The 14,955-nt window shown below is 37.8% G+C and carries 14 protein-coding genes; 6 read left to right on the top strand and 8 right to left on the bottom strand.

Annotation, left to right across the window (positions count from 1 at the left end; all coding sequences use genetic code 11):
* Positions 1 to 6: 6 nt before the first annotated feature.
* From KSMBR1_RS16850 to mraZ, 5 genes are all read right to left on the bottom strand, one after another.
* On the bottom strand, positions 7 to 270 hold the full coding sequence (locus KSMBR1_RS16850; RefSeq protein ID WP_230405681.1) for a hypothetical protein: 264 nt from the start codon (positions 268 to 270) through the stop codon (positions 7 to 9).
* A gap of 114 nt (positions 271 to 384) precedes the next feature.
* Positions 385 to 2,100: a peptidoglycan D,D-transpeptidase FtsI family protein gene (locus KSMBR1_RS16845; protein WP_099326362.1), complete on the bottom strand. Its 1,716-nt coding sequence runs from the start codon at positions 2,098 to 2,100 to the stop codon at positions 385 to 387.
* 410 nt (positions 2,101 to 2,510) lie between these two features.
* On the bottom strand, positions 2,511 to 2,852 hold the full coding sequence (locus tag KSMBR1_RS16840; protein ID WP_230408011.1) for a hypothetical protein: 342 nt from the start codon (positions 2,850 to 2,852) through the stop codon (positions 2,511 to 2,513).
* A gap of 25 nt (positions 2,853 to 2,877) precedes the next feature.
* On the bottom strand, positions 2,878 to 3,777 hold the full coding sequence (gene rsmH / locus KSMBR1_RS16835) for a 16S rRNA (cytosine(1402)-N(4))-methyltransferase RsmH (RefSeq protein ID WP_099326360.1): 900 nt from the start codon (positions 3,775 to 3,777) through the stop codon (positions 2,878 to 2,880).
* Positions 3,778 to 3,886: 109 nt separating this feature from the next.
* The gene (mraZ, locus tag KSMBR1_RS16830; RefSeq protein WP_099326359.1) at positions 3,887 to 4,327 is read right to left on the bottom strand and encodes a division/cell wall cluster transcriptional repressor MraZ; all 441 of its coding nucleotides are present in this window, start codon (positions 4,325 to 4,327) and stop codon (positions 3,887 to 3,889) included.
* Positions 4,328 to 4,679: 352 nt separating this feature from the next.
* On the opposite strand from mraZ, the gene queA reads away from it, so the two are divergent.
* Both queA and KSMBR1_RS16820 read left to right on the top strand, forming a co-directional pair.
* Positions 4,680 to 5,744 carry a tRNA preQ1(34) S-adenosylmethionine ribosyltransferase-isomerase QueA gene (queA, locus tag KSMBR1_RS16825; protein ID WP_099326358.1) on the top strand — a complete coding sequence of 355 codons (1,065 nt, stop codon included), beginning with the start codon at positions 4,680 to 4,682 and terminating at the stop codon, positions 5,742 to 5,744.
* Positions 5,745 to 6,148: 404 nt separating this feature from the next.
* Entirely contained in the window at positions 6,149 to 7,918 is a 1,770-nt protein-coding gene (locus KSMBR1_RS16820) for an adenosylcobalamin-dependent ribonucleoside-diphosphate reductase (protein WP_099326357.1), read from the top strand.
* Here the strand turns inward: KSMBR1_RS16820 and KSMBR1_RS16815 are convergent.
* The 3 genes from KSMBR1_RS16815 to KSMBR1_RS16805 all read right to left on the bottom strand — a co-directional run bounded on the left by KSMBR1_RS16815 (position 7,890) and on the right by KSMBR1_RS16805 (position 10,121).
* Positions 7,890 to 9,239: a response regulator gene (locus KSMBR1_RS16815; RefSeq protein WP_099326356.1), complete on the bottom strand. Its 1,350-nt coding sequence runs from the start codon at positions 9,237 to 9,239 to the stop codon at positions 7,890 to 7,892. The genes KSMBR1_RS16820 and KSMBR1_RS16815 overlap by 29 nt on opposite strands.
* A 156-nt stretch (positions 9,240 to 9,395) precedes the next feature.
* On the bottom strand, positions 9,396 to 9,836 hold the full coding sequence (locus KSMBR1_RS16810) for a GatB/YqeY domain-containing protein (RefSeq protein WP_099326355.1): 441 nt from the start codon (positions 9,834 to 9,836) through the stop codon (positions 9,396 to 9,398).
* A 3-nt stretch (positions 9,837 to 9,839) separates the two neighbouring features.
* On the bottom strand, positions 9,840 to 10,121 hold the full coding sequence (locus KSMBR1_RS16805; protein WP_099326354.1) for a hypothetical protein: 282 nt from the start codon (positions 10,119 to 10,121) through the stop codon (positions 9,840 to 9,842).
* Positions 10,122 to 10,345: 224 nt separating this feature from the next.
* Here KSMBR1_RS16805 and KSMBR1_RS16800 point away from each other — a divergent pair, with 224 nt between their 5' ends.
* From KSMBR1_RS16800 to KSMBR1_RS16785, 4 genes are all read left to right on the top strand, one after another.
* Positions 10,346 to 10,537, top strand: coding sequence for a thioredoxin domain-containing protein (locus KSMBR1_RS16800; RefSeq protein WP_099326353.1), 192 nt, complete (start codon positions 10,346 to 10,348; stop codon positions 10,535 to 10,537).
* Positions 10,538 to 11,202: 665 nt separating this feature from the next.
* Entirely contained in the window at positions 11,203 to 12,678 is a 1,476-nt protein-coding gene (locus KSMBR1_RS16795) for an RNA polymerase sigma factor RpoD/SigA (protein ID WP_099326352.1), read from the top strand.
* A 1,119-nt stretch (positions 12,679 to 13,797) separates the two neighbouring features.
* Complete coding sequence (locus tag KSMBR1_RS16790; RefSeq protein WP_099326351.1) at positions 13,798 to 13,998, top strand: cold-shock protein; 201 nt, start codon at positions 13,798 to 13,800, stop codon at positions 13,996 to 13,998.
* A 227-nt stretch (positions 13,999 to 14,225) separates the two neighbouring features.
* The gene (locus tag KSMBR1_RS16785; RefSeq protein ID WP_099326350.1) at positions 14,226 to 14,891 is read left to right on the top strand and encodes a transposase; all 666 of its coding nucleotides are present in this window, start codon (positions 14,226 to 14,228) and stop codon (positions 14,889 to 14,891) included.
* The last annotated feature ends 64 nt before the right edge of the window (positions 14,892 to 14,955 follow it).

Raw genomic sequence — 14,955 nt, 5'->3', positions numbered from 1 at the left:
ATCAAACTAAATGTTTTTTTCATTACCTGAAAAACAATCAATTCTCAGTACGCCATCGAAACCTTGTGTACTCAGACTCTGCGGCTGAACAATCCGTTCGTATAAACGCTTGGTACTGTCTACCCTGTCAACCTCCTCTGCATATTCCTTTAAAAGCCTATGCAGCGCTTCTCTATTACTCGACCTCGCAATTTCTAATTCTTTTTGAGAAGCATACAAACTATACCATAAAATAAAATTTTTCTTGTTTAAATCCTTCGGTCCCATCATTGCTCCTCCTCCCCTCTCTCCTAAGCGCTATAATTATAACAAATATATTTACCATTATTTTAGATATAACATCATATAACTACCACCTCCTTCCTTTTTTCGTAGTGCCAATAGTCAGTGCATAGCCATTTTTAATTTTAATGGCTCTACCTCAAGATACTGCAGCGTTTTTTTGATAATTTCCCGCACTGACGGAGCCGCAACAGTGCCGCCATAATAAGCACCTTTTGGTTCGTCAGCCATTATTAATACACAAATACGGGGATTATCCGCCGGAGCATATGCGACAAAGGAAGCGATATATTTATTGCGCGAATAACGTCCGTCGCTCTTGTTAACCTTTTGGGACGTTCCTGTTTTTCCGGCAACCTCATATTCCGCTAAAAAAGCCCTCTTTCCTGTGCCATTTCTCACGACATCAACTAATATAGGATTTAATAAATCACGGGCAACTTCTTCACTCATTACACGCCTGACAACCTGAGGTACAGGATATTCTTCTTTAACCTTGCCGTCATTGCCGGTAATCGACTTTATTATTACTGGTTTTAACAGCAGGCCGCCATTTGCAATACTGCTAAATATAGTGACAAACTGAAGCGGTGTTGCAGCAATTTCATGGCCAATCGAAACCGATACTAAAGAAAATTGTTTCGACCAGCTTTTCATGGGACGAAAAATCCCCCCCTGTTCTCCGGATAACTCAATACCAGACTTATTCCCAAAATTAAACTGTTCAAGGTGACGATACATCCTTTCGATTCCCATGCGCATACCCAACTTTGCCATCCCAATATTACTGGAATGGGTAACAATTTCTGCAACAGTAAGGGTGTCGTAGCGGTGCGAATCGTGCAATATTCTTTTCCCCATTACATATCTTCCATTTTCACAGTTAATCATATCATTCGGCCTGGCAAGTTTATTTTCAAATATGCCGGCCAGCACAATCGGTTTTATTATTGAACCCGGTTCATAATAATCAGTGACTGCCAGATTTTTCCTTGCTCTCGCAGGATATTTACCAACATTATTTAAATCATATGCCGGCAGATTCGCCATGGCAAGTATTTCTCCGGTGCTTATATCCATCACAATCGCCGTAGCAGAGGCAGGCGACCATGTTTTGTCAAGATTCTCCAATTCCTCTTCGGCAAAACGCTGAATATTCGCATCAATTGTCAGCATAACATTGTTTCCATGCCTTGGACGCCGCATCTCTGTGTCTGCCGTTAAAATATTGCTTTGCTGGGCATCGCGGTACATCCTTTTATAACCAGGCTCACCTTGCAACGCTTGATTGCATGACAATTCAATACCTTCAAGACCATTTTCATCGATATCCGTGAACCCGATAACATGGCTTCCTAACGGGCCATTTTGATAAAAACGCTGATACTCATGCTCAATATACACACCTTGCAAGGAGAGCTTCCGAATCTCTTTCAATTCCTCATCGCTGACCCTTCTCTTTATCCAGACAAATTTTTTATCTTTTTCGAGTTTTGCTGATACTTTTGAGGGATTAAGGTGTAAGACCTTGCTTAAGTGGCTGGCGACTAAAGAAACGTCTTTAATTGCAGAAGGGTTTGCATAAACAGAGCCGACACGTAAAGATTCCGCAAGCTTCCTGCCATTTCTATCCAATATCAAACCCCTTCTTGCAGATAAGGCTACCTTCTTGCTTTGTTGTGCTTTGGCCAGTTTCAAATATTTATCATGCTCAAGTACCTGTATACGGCATAAATTTACTGCCAACCCTATGAAAACCAAAATAAGCATAAAGCCTATCGTATTCGTCCAAAACCTGTGCATGTTTTTAAAATACATAACCGGCTTTCCTTAGAATAGAAAAAAATACCTTTAGAAATTTACGAACGCTTTCGAGAAAAAAAACTTTCCCCGAAAGCGTTCGGGAGGAAGGCAATAAAATAAGTTCAAATATCAATCCTCAATCCTCAATCCTCAGGCGGCAATGGTCACTTTTGCCGATTACCGATTGTAGACTGCCAACTGCTGAACAGACAAATACTAATAACATCTTACCGTTTTACTATCTCCTGAAAAATTCTCACCTTTAACCATCTCTAGTACATCGTTTCGTTAAAATGTGCACGTGAAAAAATGTCATTGCGAGGAGTGGCGCGACGAAGCAATCTCTTGTTCACAAAAAACTTAAGATTGCTTCGCTGTCGCTCGCAATGACGGTATCAATGTAGATATTTTAATGAAACGTTATACTAGTTATGGAGCACACTACCCTTCAATACTTGTTCTTTTTGTGTATATAAATTACCGGCCATAATTGTTTTTGCATCCCGCCCCACATTTTCCTTTATATTCCCGGCAACCACGCTGTTCTGAAAATATTCTTTAGGTAAAAGCGCCAGTTGATAGGTTTTTACCTTATCTACAATCACCTCATGTGATTTTAATTTCTGCACATAATAATTGAGGTTTTTGTTTCTTTCAGACATCTCATTAAAATCTTTTTGCAGTTGTGCAATCTGATATCCTGTTTCAATGGTTTTATTTCTCTCCCATACAACCAACACCGCCATCGTTATTATAATAGCAAACATTACCAACCATCTGAACATCTCCATGTTAAATCCTTTCTGCAACTCTGAGTTTTGCGCTTCTGCTCCTCGCATTTCTTTCTATTTCAGAAGCACCCGGCCTTAATGGTTTTTTGGTTATTATGTGAAAAATATTTTTATCTTCCATCTCTATAAAACTGTTTTTCACAATTCTATCTTCCAGTGAATGAAAGCTTATGACGGCAATACGCGCACCTTTTACCATAGAAAAATGAATCTTATTCAAAAATTTTTCCAAACTTTCCAATTCTTTGTTAACTGCTATTCTCAACGCCTGAAAGACCCTTGTTGCAGGATGAATTCTGTGTCTCATAGATGGCACAGCACGTTCTATTATCCTTGCTAACTGTGTTGTTGACTTTAATCCGGATACACTTCTTTCTTTTATTATCCGCCTTGCAATTCTTTTTGACCAACGTTCTTCCCCATATTTTTTTAACAATGCCTGCAAATCCCGTTCAGATATCTTACGTAATAAATCCTGCGCCATAAAAGAAGCCGTCCGGTCCATTCTCATATCAAGCGGGCCTTCTTTAGAAAAACTAAATCCGCGCTCTGCGCTATCAAACTGCAATGAAGAAGCACCCAGGTCGAGAAGTACACCATGAACTCCGTCAATGCCAGCCTGCCGCAATACTTCATCTGCATCAACATAATCGGCATGATACAATTTAAATGGGCATCCTCTGTCCGATAAACACTCTTTTGTCATATTTAACATATCAAAATCCTTATCAATACCAATCAAACAACCATCAGGTTTAATCCTGTCCATTATTTTACCTGCATGCCCTCCACCTCCTACCGTGCAATCCAGAATAATGCTCCCCGGCTGCAAACACAGGTATTCCAACACCTCGTCAACCATAACAGGCTCATGAAGCAGATTATCTTTTTTAACATACATATGATATTTTCATTAAAAACCTGCGTGGGTTCAATCCCGGAATATCTCATAGATTTCACAGTGATTATAATGCGTTTCTGCCATTCATCGGTTATAAGGAAAGTCATGCTTACTGGAATAAATCTTCTGCAATTTCTTCATATTCCTCGTTAGTTTCCGATTCAAAGTCGCTCCAGTTTTTTTCATCCCATATTTCAATCCGGTTATTCACGCCCACAATAACAACATTTTTCTGTATATTCGCAATTTCTTTGAGGTACTGAGGAATTAATATGCGACCATGAGGATCCGTTACGCTAATGTGTTGGGCTTTAGAGAAAAAAAGACGCTGAAATTGTCGCGCCTTTTTATTCGTAAAAGAGGATTGTTCTATTTTGGAAACAACACCTTGCCATTCTTTAGGGGTATACATGAAGAGACATGTATCGAGGCCCCGCGTTATATAAAACCCTTTCCCCTCAACTTCTTCGTTAATGCTTTCACGCAAAGAAGCCGGAATGGCAAGGCGGTTTTTAGTATCTATTGTGTGTCGGTACTCTCCGGTGAACATACGCTTTCCCCACTTTTCACCACTTTATACCACTTTATACCACTTATGTGGCTATGAAATTATCTTATTTTTTCTTTTTGTCAACAAATATTTTTCCCTTTGCTTCTGCATAATCCGCGTAATATTAACTATCTATCCAAATTGTTGTCATATTGTCATGTTCGGATACTATATGTTGTAGTAATAAAAAAGAATGTTTTTCCTAAAATTTAGCGTATGTTTTTCTTTTTTTCATGAATTTCCATAATTGAACACTGTTTTTTTTAATTGTTATTTTCTTAGATGTCTTTTAATATGAAGTAAATAAACCAAAGTGCCTCTAATTTTCTGTTTTTCATTGCTAAATACCGGAATGCCTGACGTCTCTGTCATTTCTCATAAATTATCCGATTACGATTTCGATCTTCCAAAAGAACTTATTGCCCAAAAACCTACGGAAAAAAGGGATAATGCGCGGCTTTTGGTTCTATATCGCCGCTCTGGCAGGATAGAACATCGCAGATTCAGTGAAATTGCCGGTTACCTCCGCCCCGAAGATCTTCTCGTGTTGAATAATACGAAGGTTATTCCGTCACGGATAGCTGGTAAAAAACCTCAGGGGGCATATGTAGATTTATTGTTCATAGAAGAATTGGAAGGTAATCACTGGAAGGCTTTGCTAAAATCAAATGGGCTGTTGAAGAAAGGAGAAAAGATTTATCTTGATAATGCCGCCGTTTCAGCCTGTTTACTTGTAAAACATGAAGATAACTCGTGGATATTGCGGATAGAAAACGGGGCGAATATAAGGGAACTTATTCACCGGACCGGAGAAATGCCATTACCTCCATATATAAAACGTCCTAAAAAAAACAATACACTTTCCACCCTGGATGCAGAACGATATCAGACCGTGTTCGCTCAAAAGGAAGGCGCTATCGCAGCCCCAACGGCGGGATTACATTTCAGCGAAGATGTTTTGGGAAAAATAAGAAATAGCGGAACAGATATCGCGTTTGTCACGCTTCATGTCGGATTAGGCACGTTTTTGCCTATCAAAACGGAAGAGATAAAAAATCACCGTATGCATAAAGAATATTACGAATATACAAAAGAATTGCTCCCAAAAATAACTATCACCAAAAACCGGGGTGGACGCATTATTGCAACCGGAAGCACGTCATGCCGAACGCTTGAAACGATTGCATTGAATAACAACATACATCAGTTTTCTGGTTATACAGATTTGTTTATATATCCGCCATATCCTTTTCAATACGTTGATGCGCTCATTACCAACTTTCATCTTCCGAAAACCACTCTTTTCTTATTAGTTTCAGCCTTTGCAGGAAGGGAACAAATTTTTAACGCCTATGAAATTGCCAAAAAAGAGGGATATCGCTTTTACAGCTACGGTGACTGTATGCTGATCATTTAATTCTGTTGACTTAACCATAAAGCTTATCCACACTTTGTGAGTGAAAATTTATTATATTTTTGCGCAGAACGTAAGAATAAAATGCCGCAATAGAGATAATTTGTAACACTTTAGTTTTTTGAAAAATTCCCGGTATAGAAAAAATACCATGTAGCCCCGTTAGGGGCGGTCTGTTTGTAGCACAATAAAATTCAATAGAGTAAATAGCTCCGTAGGAGCGGCCTGTCCATATTCAGGCAGACCTGTTTAATATGGGTTTACAAGAGACAGGTCGCTCCTAACGGAGCTAATATCTGTTATAATATCCTATTTTGCTACAAACAGGCTGCTCCTATGGAGCTTATAGGTAATACGTTTTTCAAAAGACTAAAATGTTACGATAATTTACTTTTTTCAATAAAAATATGAATAAAAATATCCTTTTCTTATCTCCAAACGCTAAACTGACGCTTGAAAAGAGATATTTAAAAAGAAATGTCTTAGGCAAGATCATAGAATCGCCTGAAGATATGTTTCGCAGAGTGGCAAAAAATATCGCCTCGGTTGATTTAATTTATAATAAAAAGGCTGATATTGTTTCCATGGAAGAAGAGTTTTACCACCTTATGACCTCACTGCAATTTTTGCCCAACTCACCTGCATTAATGAACGCAGGCAGGCATCTGCAACAATTGCTCGCATGTTTCGTATTGCCTGTAGAAGATTCCATCGAAGGCATATTTGATACCGTAAAACAAGCCGCATTAATCCACAAAAGCGGGGGCGGCACCGGTTTCAGTTTCTCACGCATAAGACCAAAAAATGATATTGTAAGCGCTTCATGTGGTATGGCAAGCGGCCCTGTTTCCTTTATGAAGGTTTTCAATGAAGCGACGGAGGCCATAAACCAGGGTGGTTTCAGACGAGGCGCAAATATGGCGGCGCTGAACGTAAATCATCCCGATATTTTTGATTTTATTCATGCAAAAAATACTGAAGGTGTTTTGACAAATTTTAACATTTCTGTCGGGATTACGAATGCATTCATGGAAGCAGTGGAAAATGACGCACCATTTCCCCTCATTAATCCGAGAACGAAATTGGTTGTCAAAACAATAAGGGCAAAAGTGCTTTTTCAGGAAATCGTACAATCCGCATGGAAAAATGGCGAGCCGGGCGTTTTATTTATTGATGCCATAAACGCCGCCAATCCTACCCCATTGCTTGGGAGTATTGAGGGAACAAACCCCTGTGGAGAACAGCCCCTGCTGCCTTATGAAGCATGTGTTTTAGGATCGGTCAATGTTTCGCAAATGACTACATACAAAAATGATCATTACGAAATGAATTGGCACACATTGGAGAAAACAATCCATCTTGCCGTGCACTTTCTTGACAATGTTATTGATGCAACAAAGCATCCATTACCTCAAATTGAAGTGTTAACCAAAGGCAACAGAAAAATAGGATTGGGGATCATGGGATTTGCAGACCTTCTCATAAAACTCAATATTCCCTATAATTCAGAAGAAGCCATGAGATTCACTGATAAACTTTTAAGATTCTTCTCCGGAAAAGCAAATGAAGCATCTGAGAGATTGGCATCAGAACGCGGTATGTTTCCCAACTATGAAAAAAGTATTTATGCCCGGCAAAATGGCCCCAAATATAGAAATGCGACACGAACAACAATAGCGCCTACAGGCACTATCAGCATTATTGCCAATTGTTCCAGCGGCATAGAGCCTCTGTTTGCCATTGCATATACAAGAAATGTTCTCGTTGAAGGTGGATTACCGGAAATCCATCCGTTTTTTGAAAACGTTGCAAAAAAAAGAGGACTGTATACTGATAAACTTTTAGCAGAGGTAAAAAGGGAGGGTTCAATACAAAATATTGCCTATATTCCAGATGATATAAAAAGAATATTTACAACGGCAAGAGACATTTCACCGGAATATCACGTAAAAATTCAATCTATCTGCCAAAAATATATCGATAACGCCGTTTCCAAAACTATTAATTTTCCAAAAGAATCAACCGCTGAGGATGTGGAAAAGGTCTTCCTGCTGGCATACAGAAGCGGTTGTAAAGGAATAACCATTTACAGGGATAAGAGCAGAATGTCACAGGCGCTTTCCTTTGAATGTGCATGCACAAAAGATCTTATTGGCAAAAATACCGTTGTGTTATAGCCGAGTCCCAATATTGTTTTAATTTTTGCATATCATTTGGCTTCACAATAAAATTATCCACCCCACCCATCAAATAACTGCTACGTTCCCGAATGTTTTCCGACAGTATCGTAGTTGAAAGACGCGGGAAATATTTTTTTACTTTTGTAATAAAATCCAATCCCTCCTCACCGGTAATTTCAGTGTCTAAAAGCATAAAATCAATTTTGTTCATATTTAACACATTCCATGCGTGTTCCGTATTAATGACAAAAATGGTATCCAAACCCTTTTGGTCTGTAATCTCATAAAGCTGTTTTCTCACTGTATCTCTGAGGCTAACAATCAGTAGATTTTGATTCGACCGTTTTTCGTTTTCAATATATTGACGAAACATATTTTTATACAATATTTTTTTAAAAACCACTTCAACAACAATAGTGAGTTCTCTTTCATTAAAACCTTTTATGAGATATTCATCCAAACGAAATGATAAAAGGTCTATCCATGTATCTACCGAGTCTATTTCCAATATTATTCCCAAATCAGCAAATTCGGTCTTTACATCTTTTAACAATTCATACTCATTAATCTTTGCAGATTCAAATTCAGTAACAAGAAGATCGCATTTGTTTTTGCGTAATATACTCATAGCATTGTGTTTTTGATTTACCGCAAAAATAATATACCCTTGCTTTGATAATATATTTTCAATTGCCCTGCATTGGGTTTCCTTGGTATAGAGCACCATTATTTTCAGGTCTTTCTTCATTTTACAACGTTTTTTTATAACCTCAATACCATTAACCTCTTCCTGCAATTTCTCCATAGAATCCTCGTCTATAGATAAAGCGCCTATATCATACTCTTCACCGGACGAAGTGGAACGTTTTAGCACCCTCCTTACCTCCACAGATATTTTCTTTTGCGGCTTTCGATACAAATTGCCGGAAACGCCGGCAGGAGATAAGCTGAATTTAATGATTAAATGGTTTGACGGCAACAATGAACGATTGATAATAAACCTGATTCCGTGCTGAGAAACATCCTTAATAGTAATGGGTATTTCTTCATTTGAATAATCATTCAAGCTCCTATCTAGGATCGCACACGTACCACTTATCTTCATATCAAAACGTTTCTCTGTGCGTCTTTCTCCTGATTTCTGAGGTGTGTCTGGCGGGTAAACAATGACAGGTGCAATTTCTGCTGCTGCTGCTGTTGCAGGGATGGTTGCTTTTGCTTCTGATTCCTGAATTAATTCATCGACAAAAGACCTGATATTCCTAAGTTCATCGGCCGCTAAATTCCGAAGCGATTCCTTCCAGTTTTCATTTTGCATGGACAATATTCAGAAAAAGTTTTTCTTTTATTACTGTGTAAAAACTTCTTTTTCTGCAAGGTTTTTCCCTTCCTCACGAAAGAAGGGGAGGTTATCTTTGGTTGAGGCTTGCTGCGCTGTGTTACTGCCTTCGGGTGTTCAATGACAGAAGACGGCTCAACAACCTAGTTTTTGTTTTAAAATCGTTTGAACCCTCTTCCCATCGGCTGTTCCGCCGCATTTGTTCATAATAAGTTTCATTGCAACGCCAAATTCTTTTCCGGTAAATTTGTTTTCGTCAACAACTTCATTAACAATTTTCTGAACATCTTCATCAGAAAGCTGCTTTGGAAGATATTCCTCCACGATAGCAAGCTCATTATCTATTTCTCTTGTCTTTTCCGGTAACGAAAGCCTTTCATACTCTTCCCGCGTCTTTTTTAATTTTTTCTGATACCCTTGAACTACTGCAGCATAATCTATCTGATCCCTTGGCTTGCCAGATGTCTCTGCAATTTTTATATCCGCAAGCATCATACGCAAGACGGAGGTTCTCATCTTATCCTGCACTTTCATGGAAGATTTTAAATCTTCTTTGATCTTTTCATTTAAATCCATAGTTTATTCCCCGTTAAATGAATACCCTTCAACCTTATGCCCGCAATTGGGGCAATACGCAGGGCTGCCCTCATAATGTCTCCCACAGTATTTACAAGGCGTCAATATCTCCACCTGCGACTGTTTTGGCCGTGTAAATAAATACAACGGCAAAAATACGATCATAAGCAAAAACGCACCTAACATCCATCCGACGGCAGAAATGGTTTTATATCCTTTACTTTTGGCATCCATGTAAACCCAAACAGCCACCGCCGCAGCAATAAGCAATCCAATAAATCTCATAACCATTACCCCTTCCCTGGTAAGGGTGAAATATAGCACACAAAACTTTTGTAGTCAAATAATTATCATTGCAGCATCTTGCACCGGCAAACGATTTATTGTAATTATATTTTTATTTTATACAAGAAAATTAACCTTGAAACTATTTTATCCTGTAGTAAAATACCTTGAAATTTTGTTAGTGAGAAAAGCCTGCAAATATATTTATACAAAGGATGGTGTCGATGAAATACATATATACGGCTGAAGATTGTCCAAAGTGCGAAACGTTGAAGGAAAAATACAGGGCAGATGGTATACGATTTGTCGAAAGAAACGCCGAAAGAATCAAACAGCCTGAAGATGATATTGACAGAGAGGCCTTGGTACAAGCTTCAATGCAAAATATGGAACTACCCGTTGAGGTAGACGCTTAAATCAACACTCGTGAATCTTGCAATATGATTGTAGCCAGAACCCCCCACGTTTTATGCTTCGCCCCCCAAATAAAGCAGAGACGCAAAATTTTGTGTCTCTGCTTTATTTCAGGCAGCAAAAATTAGTATAATCTCTTCAAAAAGACAGTCTTTTTGACACTTTACAAAGACACTCGTTATCCCATCCCGCCATTCACTTTTTATTTTAGAATCCTGCTTTAGCTGTTTTCCCCTTGGTGTAATACTTTAAGGACACTACGACTTATTACGGAACAATTTATTCTCTTGAAAAACTCCTGAAAAGCTTCGTGAGGAGGAACGGCCTATAAGGCACATAAACAATACATCGCTCCTTTTGGAGCTTTATCATCGTATTTGGTGTTTTAGCTTTTCAACATTTCATCCCTCCGGGGTTGTTTAAAAAAAATTAAAGTGGTACGAAAATAAAAAATAGATGAAAACAGGGCAATATTTTGTACCGATTTATTAGACTATTATGTTATAATCCGCGCTTATTTAGTAATTTGAATAAAAAAAACTTCATTAAAATTTTGTAAAATGGTAAAAATATATATTCCAGGAGAACATTTAATAAATAAATTATGTTATATGATACGTGTAGATGATTATTTTATTTTATTCACTTAACTCAATAAAATAGTGTTATGACCATATTAAAACAAAAAACAGAACGGTTAGATCAAATAAACAACGAAAATAACCCGGTTGAGGAAGAGATAACAGAATGGAACCAGGAAGAAGAAAAGAGCCGCGATTATGATTCTGTACGATTATATTTAAATGAGATGGCAAAAATACCACTGCTTACCCCTGCAGAAGAAATCTACCTTGCGAAGAAGATACGGGTTATGAGCAGACTGCTCCATCGCAAGGTGCTGGGTTTTGATTATGCCTTGGAAATGTATATACGACTACTGGAAGGAGTGGAGAGTGAATCAGAGCTTGTTCAATTTGTTGAATTATCAGCGGCAAGAGAACAAAACCGGGATGCAGTTGTTGAACAGATTCACGCGGTTACCAGCAATATCAGAAAGAGCATAGAAAGCAATTTAAAAGATTATGAAAAGATTCGCAGGGGAAATATTGCGCGGGATAAAAAGCTGAGGGTGCATAAAAGTATTCTCGTAAGAAAGGGAATGGCGATTAAAGAGTTAGAATCCATTAGTGTACGGTCGGAAACCATACTGCCGGTTATGCGTGAATTGTTAGAGGTTTTATCGACAATTGCGGATTATAATAGAAAACGTACCGTCCATCGTAATTTTAAAAGGGAATTATGCAAAGAACTTTCTTGTGATATCAATGAGATAGAGGCATTGTTTGCAATGCCGGCGAAAGAGTTGAAAAAAATTATTTTTTCTATTAATTCCATTTACAATGAATATGTGATGGCAAGAAAGCGGTTTTCAGAGGGAAATTTACGACTGGTAGTAAGTATCGCAAAAAAATATAGAAAACGAGGGATGGCTTTTCACGACCTTATCCAGGAAGGTAATACGGGGCTTATGCGCGCCGTGGACAAATATGACTACAGGATGGGTTTTAAATTCAGCACATATGCAACATGGTGGATAAAACAAGCTATTATCAGGGCAACAGAAGAAAAAGTAAGAACAATACGAATCCCTGTGCATATGATGGATGTAATCAATAAGTCTACTTACGTGGCCAAAGCTGGACAGGGATCATCTGCGGAAAAAATACAGTTAGAAGCCATTGCAAGGGATACCAATACGCCATTGCCTGAAATATATAGATTGCTTCAGATAACATCACAACCTATATCATTAGAAACACCAATTGGCAGTGATGGAGAAACAATGTTTGAAGATTTTATTCAGGACAAAAAAATAGACGCCCCTATATTTCTTGCCCAGCGTTCTTTATTAAAAGAACAAATACAAAAGGTGCTTGATACGTTAAGTTACCGCGAACGGGAGATTATTAAATTACGTTTTGGAATTAGTGATGGATACACACACTCATTGGAAGAAATCGGAAAGAGGTTCAATATAACCCGCGAACGTATCCGGCAGATTGAAGCTATTGCCCTTCGTAAACTTCAACATCCGGTTCGCAGTAGAAAACTGGAAGGATTTCTTGAAGGTACGATGAATTAAAGGAAATTCAAATATCAGTATTGCAAAAATTTACACAGGGGATTCACTGGAAAATATGGCGAATCCCCTATTTTTTTCTCCATATTTTTCCAATTATCTTATTAATGTTGTCTCTCTGGCCAAGTGGCAAAACAGATATTTTTTTAAATAAAAAAACAGGTAACAATAAAAGGAAATGTTAACTACCGGGCGATAGTTAAGCAGCTCTCCCTAAGCAGCAAAATATGCCATATTGAAAAACGCGGTGGATTTAGCCCAAAAATCTATCAAATAATTATTTGTTCTTGTAAACATATCATCATAAACAAAGCCGTTTCGCATGGCAAATAATTATACGAAAACGGCTACAACGACAGGGAATGATTGCAGGTAAAAGGAAAGGTGAGATTTTCCGGAATGTTTCATTACCTCCCCATTATTGTACATGGGTTGGCAGTAGGTCATGAATTTATCTTTTTAACAGATTCACGTCATACCGCGCATGAATTTAAAAATGATTTATCAAAAAATATCCGGGAGTGTTAACCGAAACAAACTAACTGCTTCCATGCAGGTACAGACCTGCGATTTTATACCTTATCGCGTCTTCTTCTACGTCTTTTTAAAATGTATTTTCTCCTGTTTAACCGATGTTTTTTCTTACCCTCAAAACCGCAAGCCATACTAACTCCTTAAAAACTTTCAGAATAATTTCTAAATAAGTAAACGTAAGGGGAAATGTTACCAATAATAGGTTTCAAATTCAATAAAATATTAGATAAAAACGAAGTTATTTATATCATTAAAATCCTTATGTGGGTTTTATCTTCACAAATGAGCAACGTTTTATAACAAATCACCAGAATCACCAGTTACATTAGAGTAGAAATTAGTTCTGGCTTGTCCATGTTGGTGGAGTTCTACACACCACATGAACTATTGTTTTGAAATGGATAAAAGCAATAATTTCTCTTGCTTTAATGATAAAGTGTGATAATATTATTTCCAGTGATTGGTTGTACTGTACCGGATCGTTGCATATAGGGAAGTTTATAACGAGGCTACAAGGTGTTACAACCTTGTAGCTTTTTTAGTTTATAATGTTGTTTTTTTTAATTATGAAAGGGGGTGATTTTAAGAATGCCACAGGGTACCGTTAAATGGTTTAACGACTCAAAGGGTTTTGGTTTTATTTCTCAGGACAATGGAGAAGATGTATTTGTACATCAGACTGCGATCGAATGCGAGGGTTTTAGAACTCTTGCAGAAGGAGATAAAGTAGAGTTTGAAGTCGTAAAAGACCAAAAAGGCTACAAAGCCACAAAAGTAGTCAAATTATAAATATATTTATTAAGCATACTCGTATATTTTGCCGTATATAAAATACTATTAATGTTGTATATTGAAAATATAGAGTACTATTAAAAATATTGTTATAATTAAGGCGCAAAAGACCCTGATAATTGTAAAAATTTATTGGGGTCTTTTTTTTCTTATAATTATGGTGATACAAGGGACAGCTACCCTTTTTCTTTGACATTTTAAATTAAAAGGATTACTATTTTTTCATGGCACGAATCGCACGAATCACAGTCCCGCGTTACCCTCATTATGTAACACAAAGAGGCAACTATCAAAAGCCTGTTTTTGAAACAGAAGATGACTATGAGCATTATATTCAATGGCTTCATGAGTATGCCGGTGAATACTCTCTGAAGATATGGGCATATTGCCTTATGCCTGACCATGTTCACCTCGTTTGTGTACCTGCCGAAAAAGATTCTCTTTCACGCGCATTAAATCTGCTTCACATGAGATATTCACAATATTTTAATCGTAAACGAAATGAGAAAGGACATCTCTGGCAAGGAAGATTTTATTCTTGCATCCTTGATAAAAAACACACATACGCCGCTGTCCGACATATAGAAAACAACCCTGTTCGTGCCGGCATCGTAAGAAAACCACATAGGTATAAATGGTCGAGCGCGTACAGTCATGTCACCCAAAAGAGAGATGGTATTTTATCTTACGATTGCTATTTAAATGCCGAAATCGAAGATTGGTCAGAATATTTAAGAGAAAAGGATTACGAACAAATCATTAAAAATATAAAGAAATGTTCAATGACGGGACGTCCTTGCGGTGATGACCGATTTATCAAGAAATTTGAAAAACTCCTGGGGAGAAGAATAAAGACGCTGCCACCAGGAAGACCGCTCAAAAACAAATGACAACTACCCCCCATCCTGTTTTAACCATTCAATATTTTAAAGCAAGCGCAATACATTTCAAGAG

Origin of the sequence: Candidatus Kuenenia stuttgartiensis (assembly GCF_900232105.1) — a bacterium.
GTDB lineage: Bacteria > Planctomycetota > Brocadiia > Brocadiales > Brocadiaceae > Kuenenia > Kuenenia stuttgartiensis_A.
Note: the sequence above shows the minus strand (reverse complement) of the source record. Positions and strands in the feature narration are given on the sequence as shown.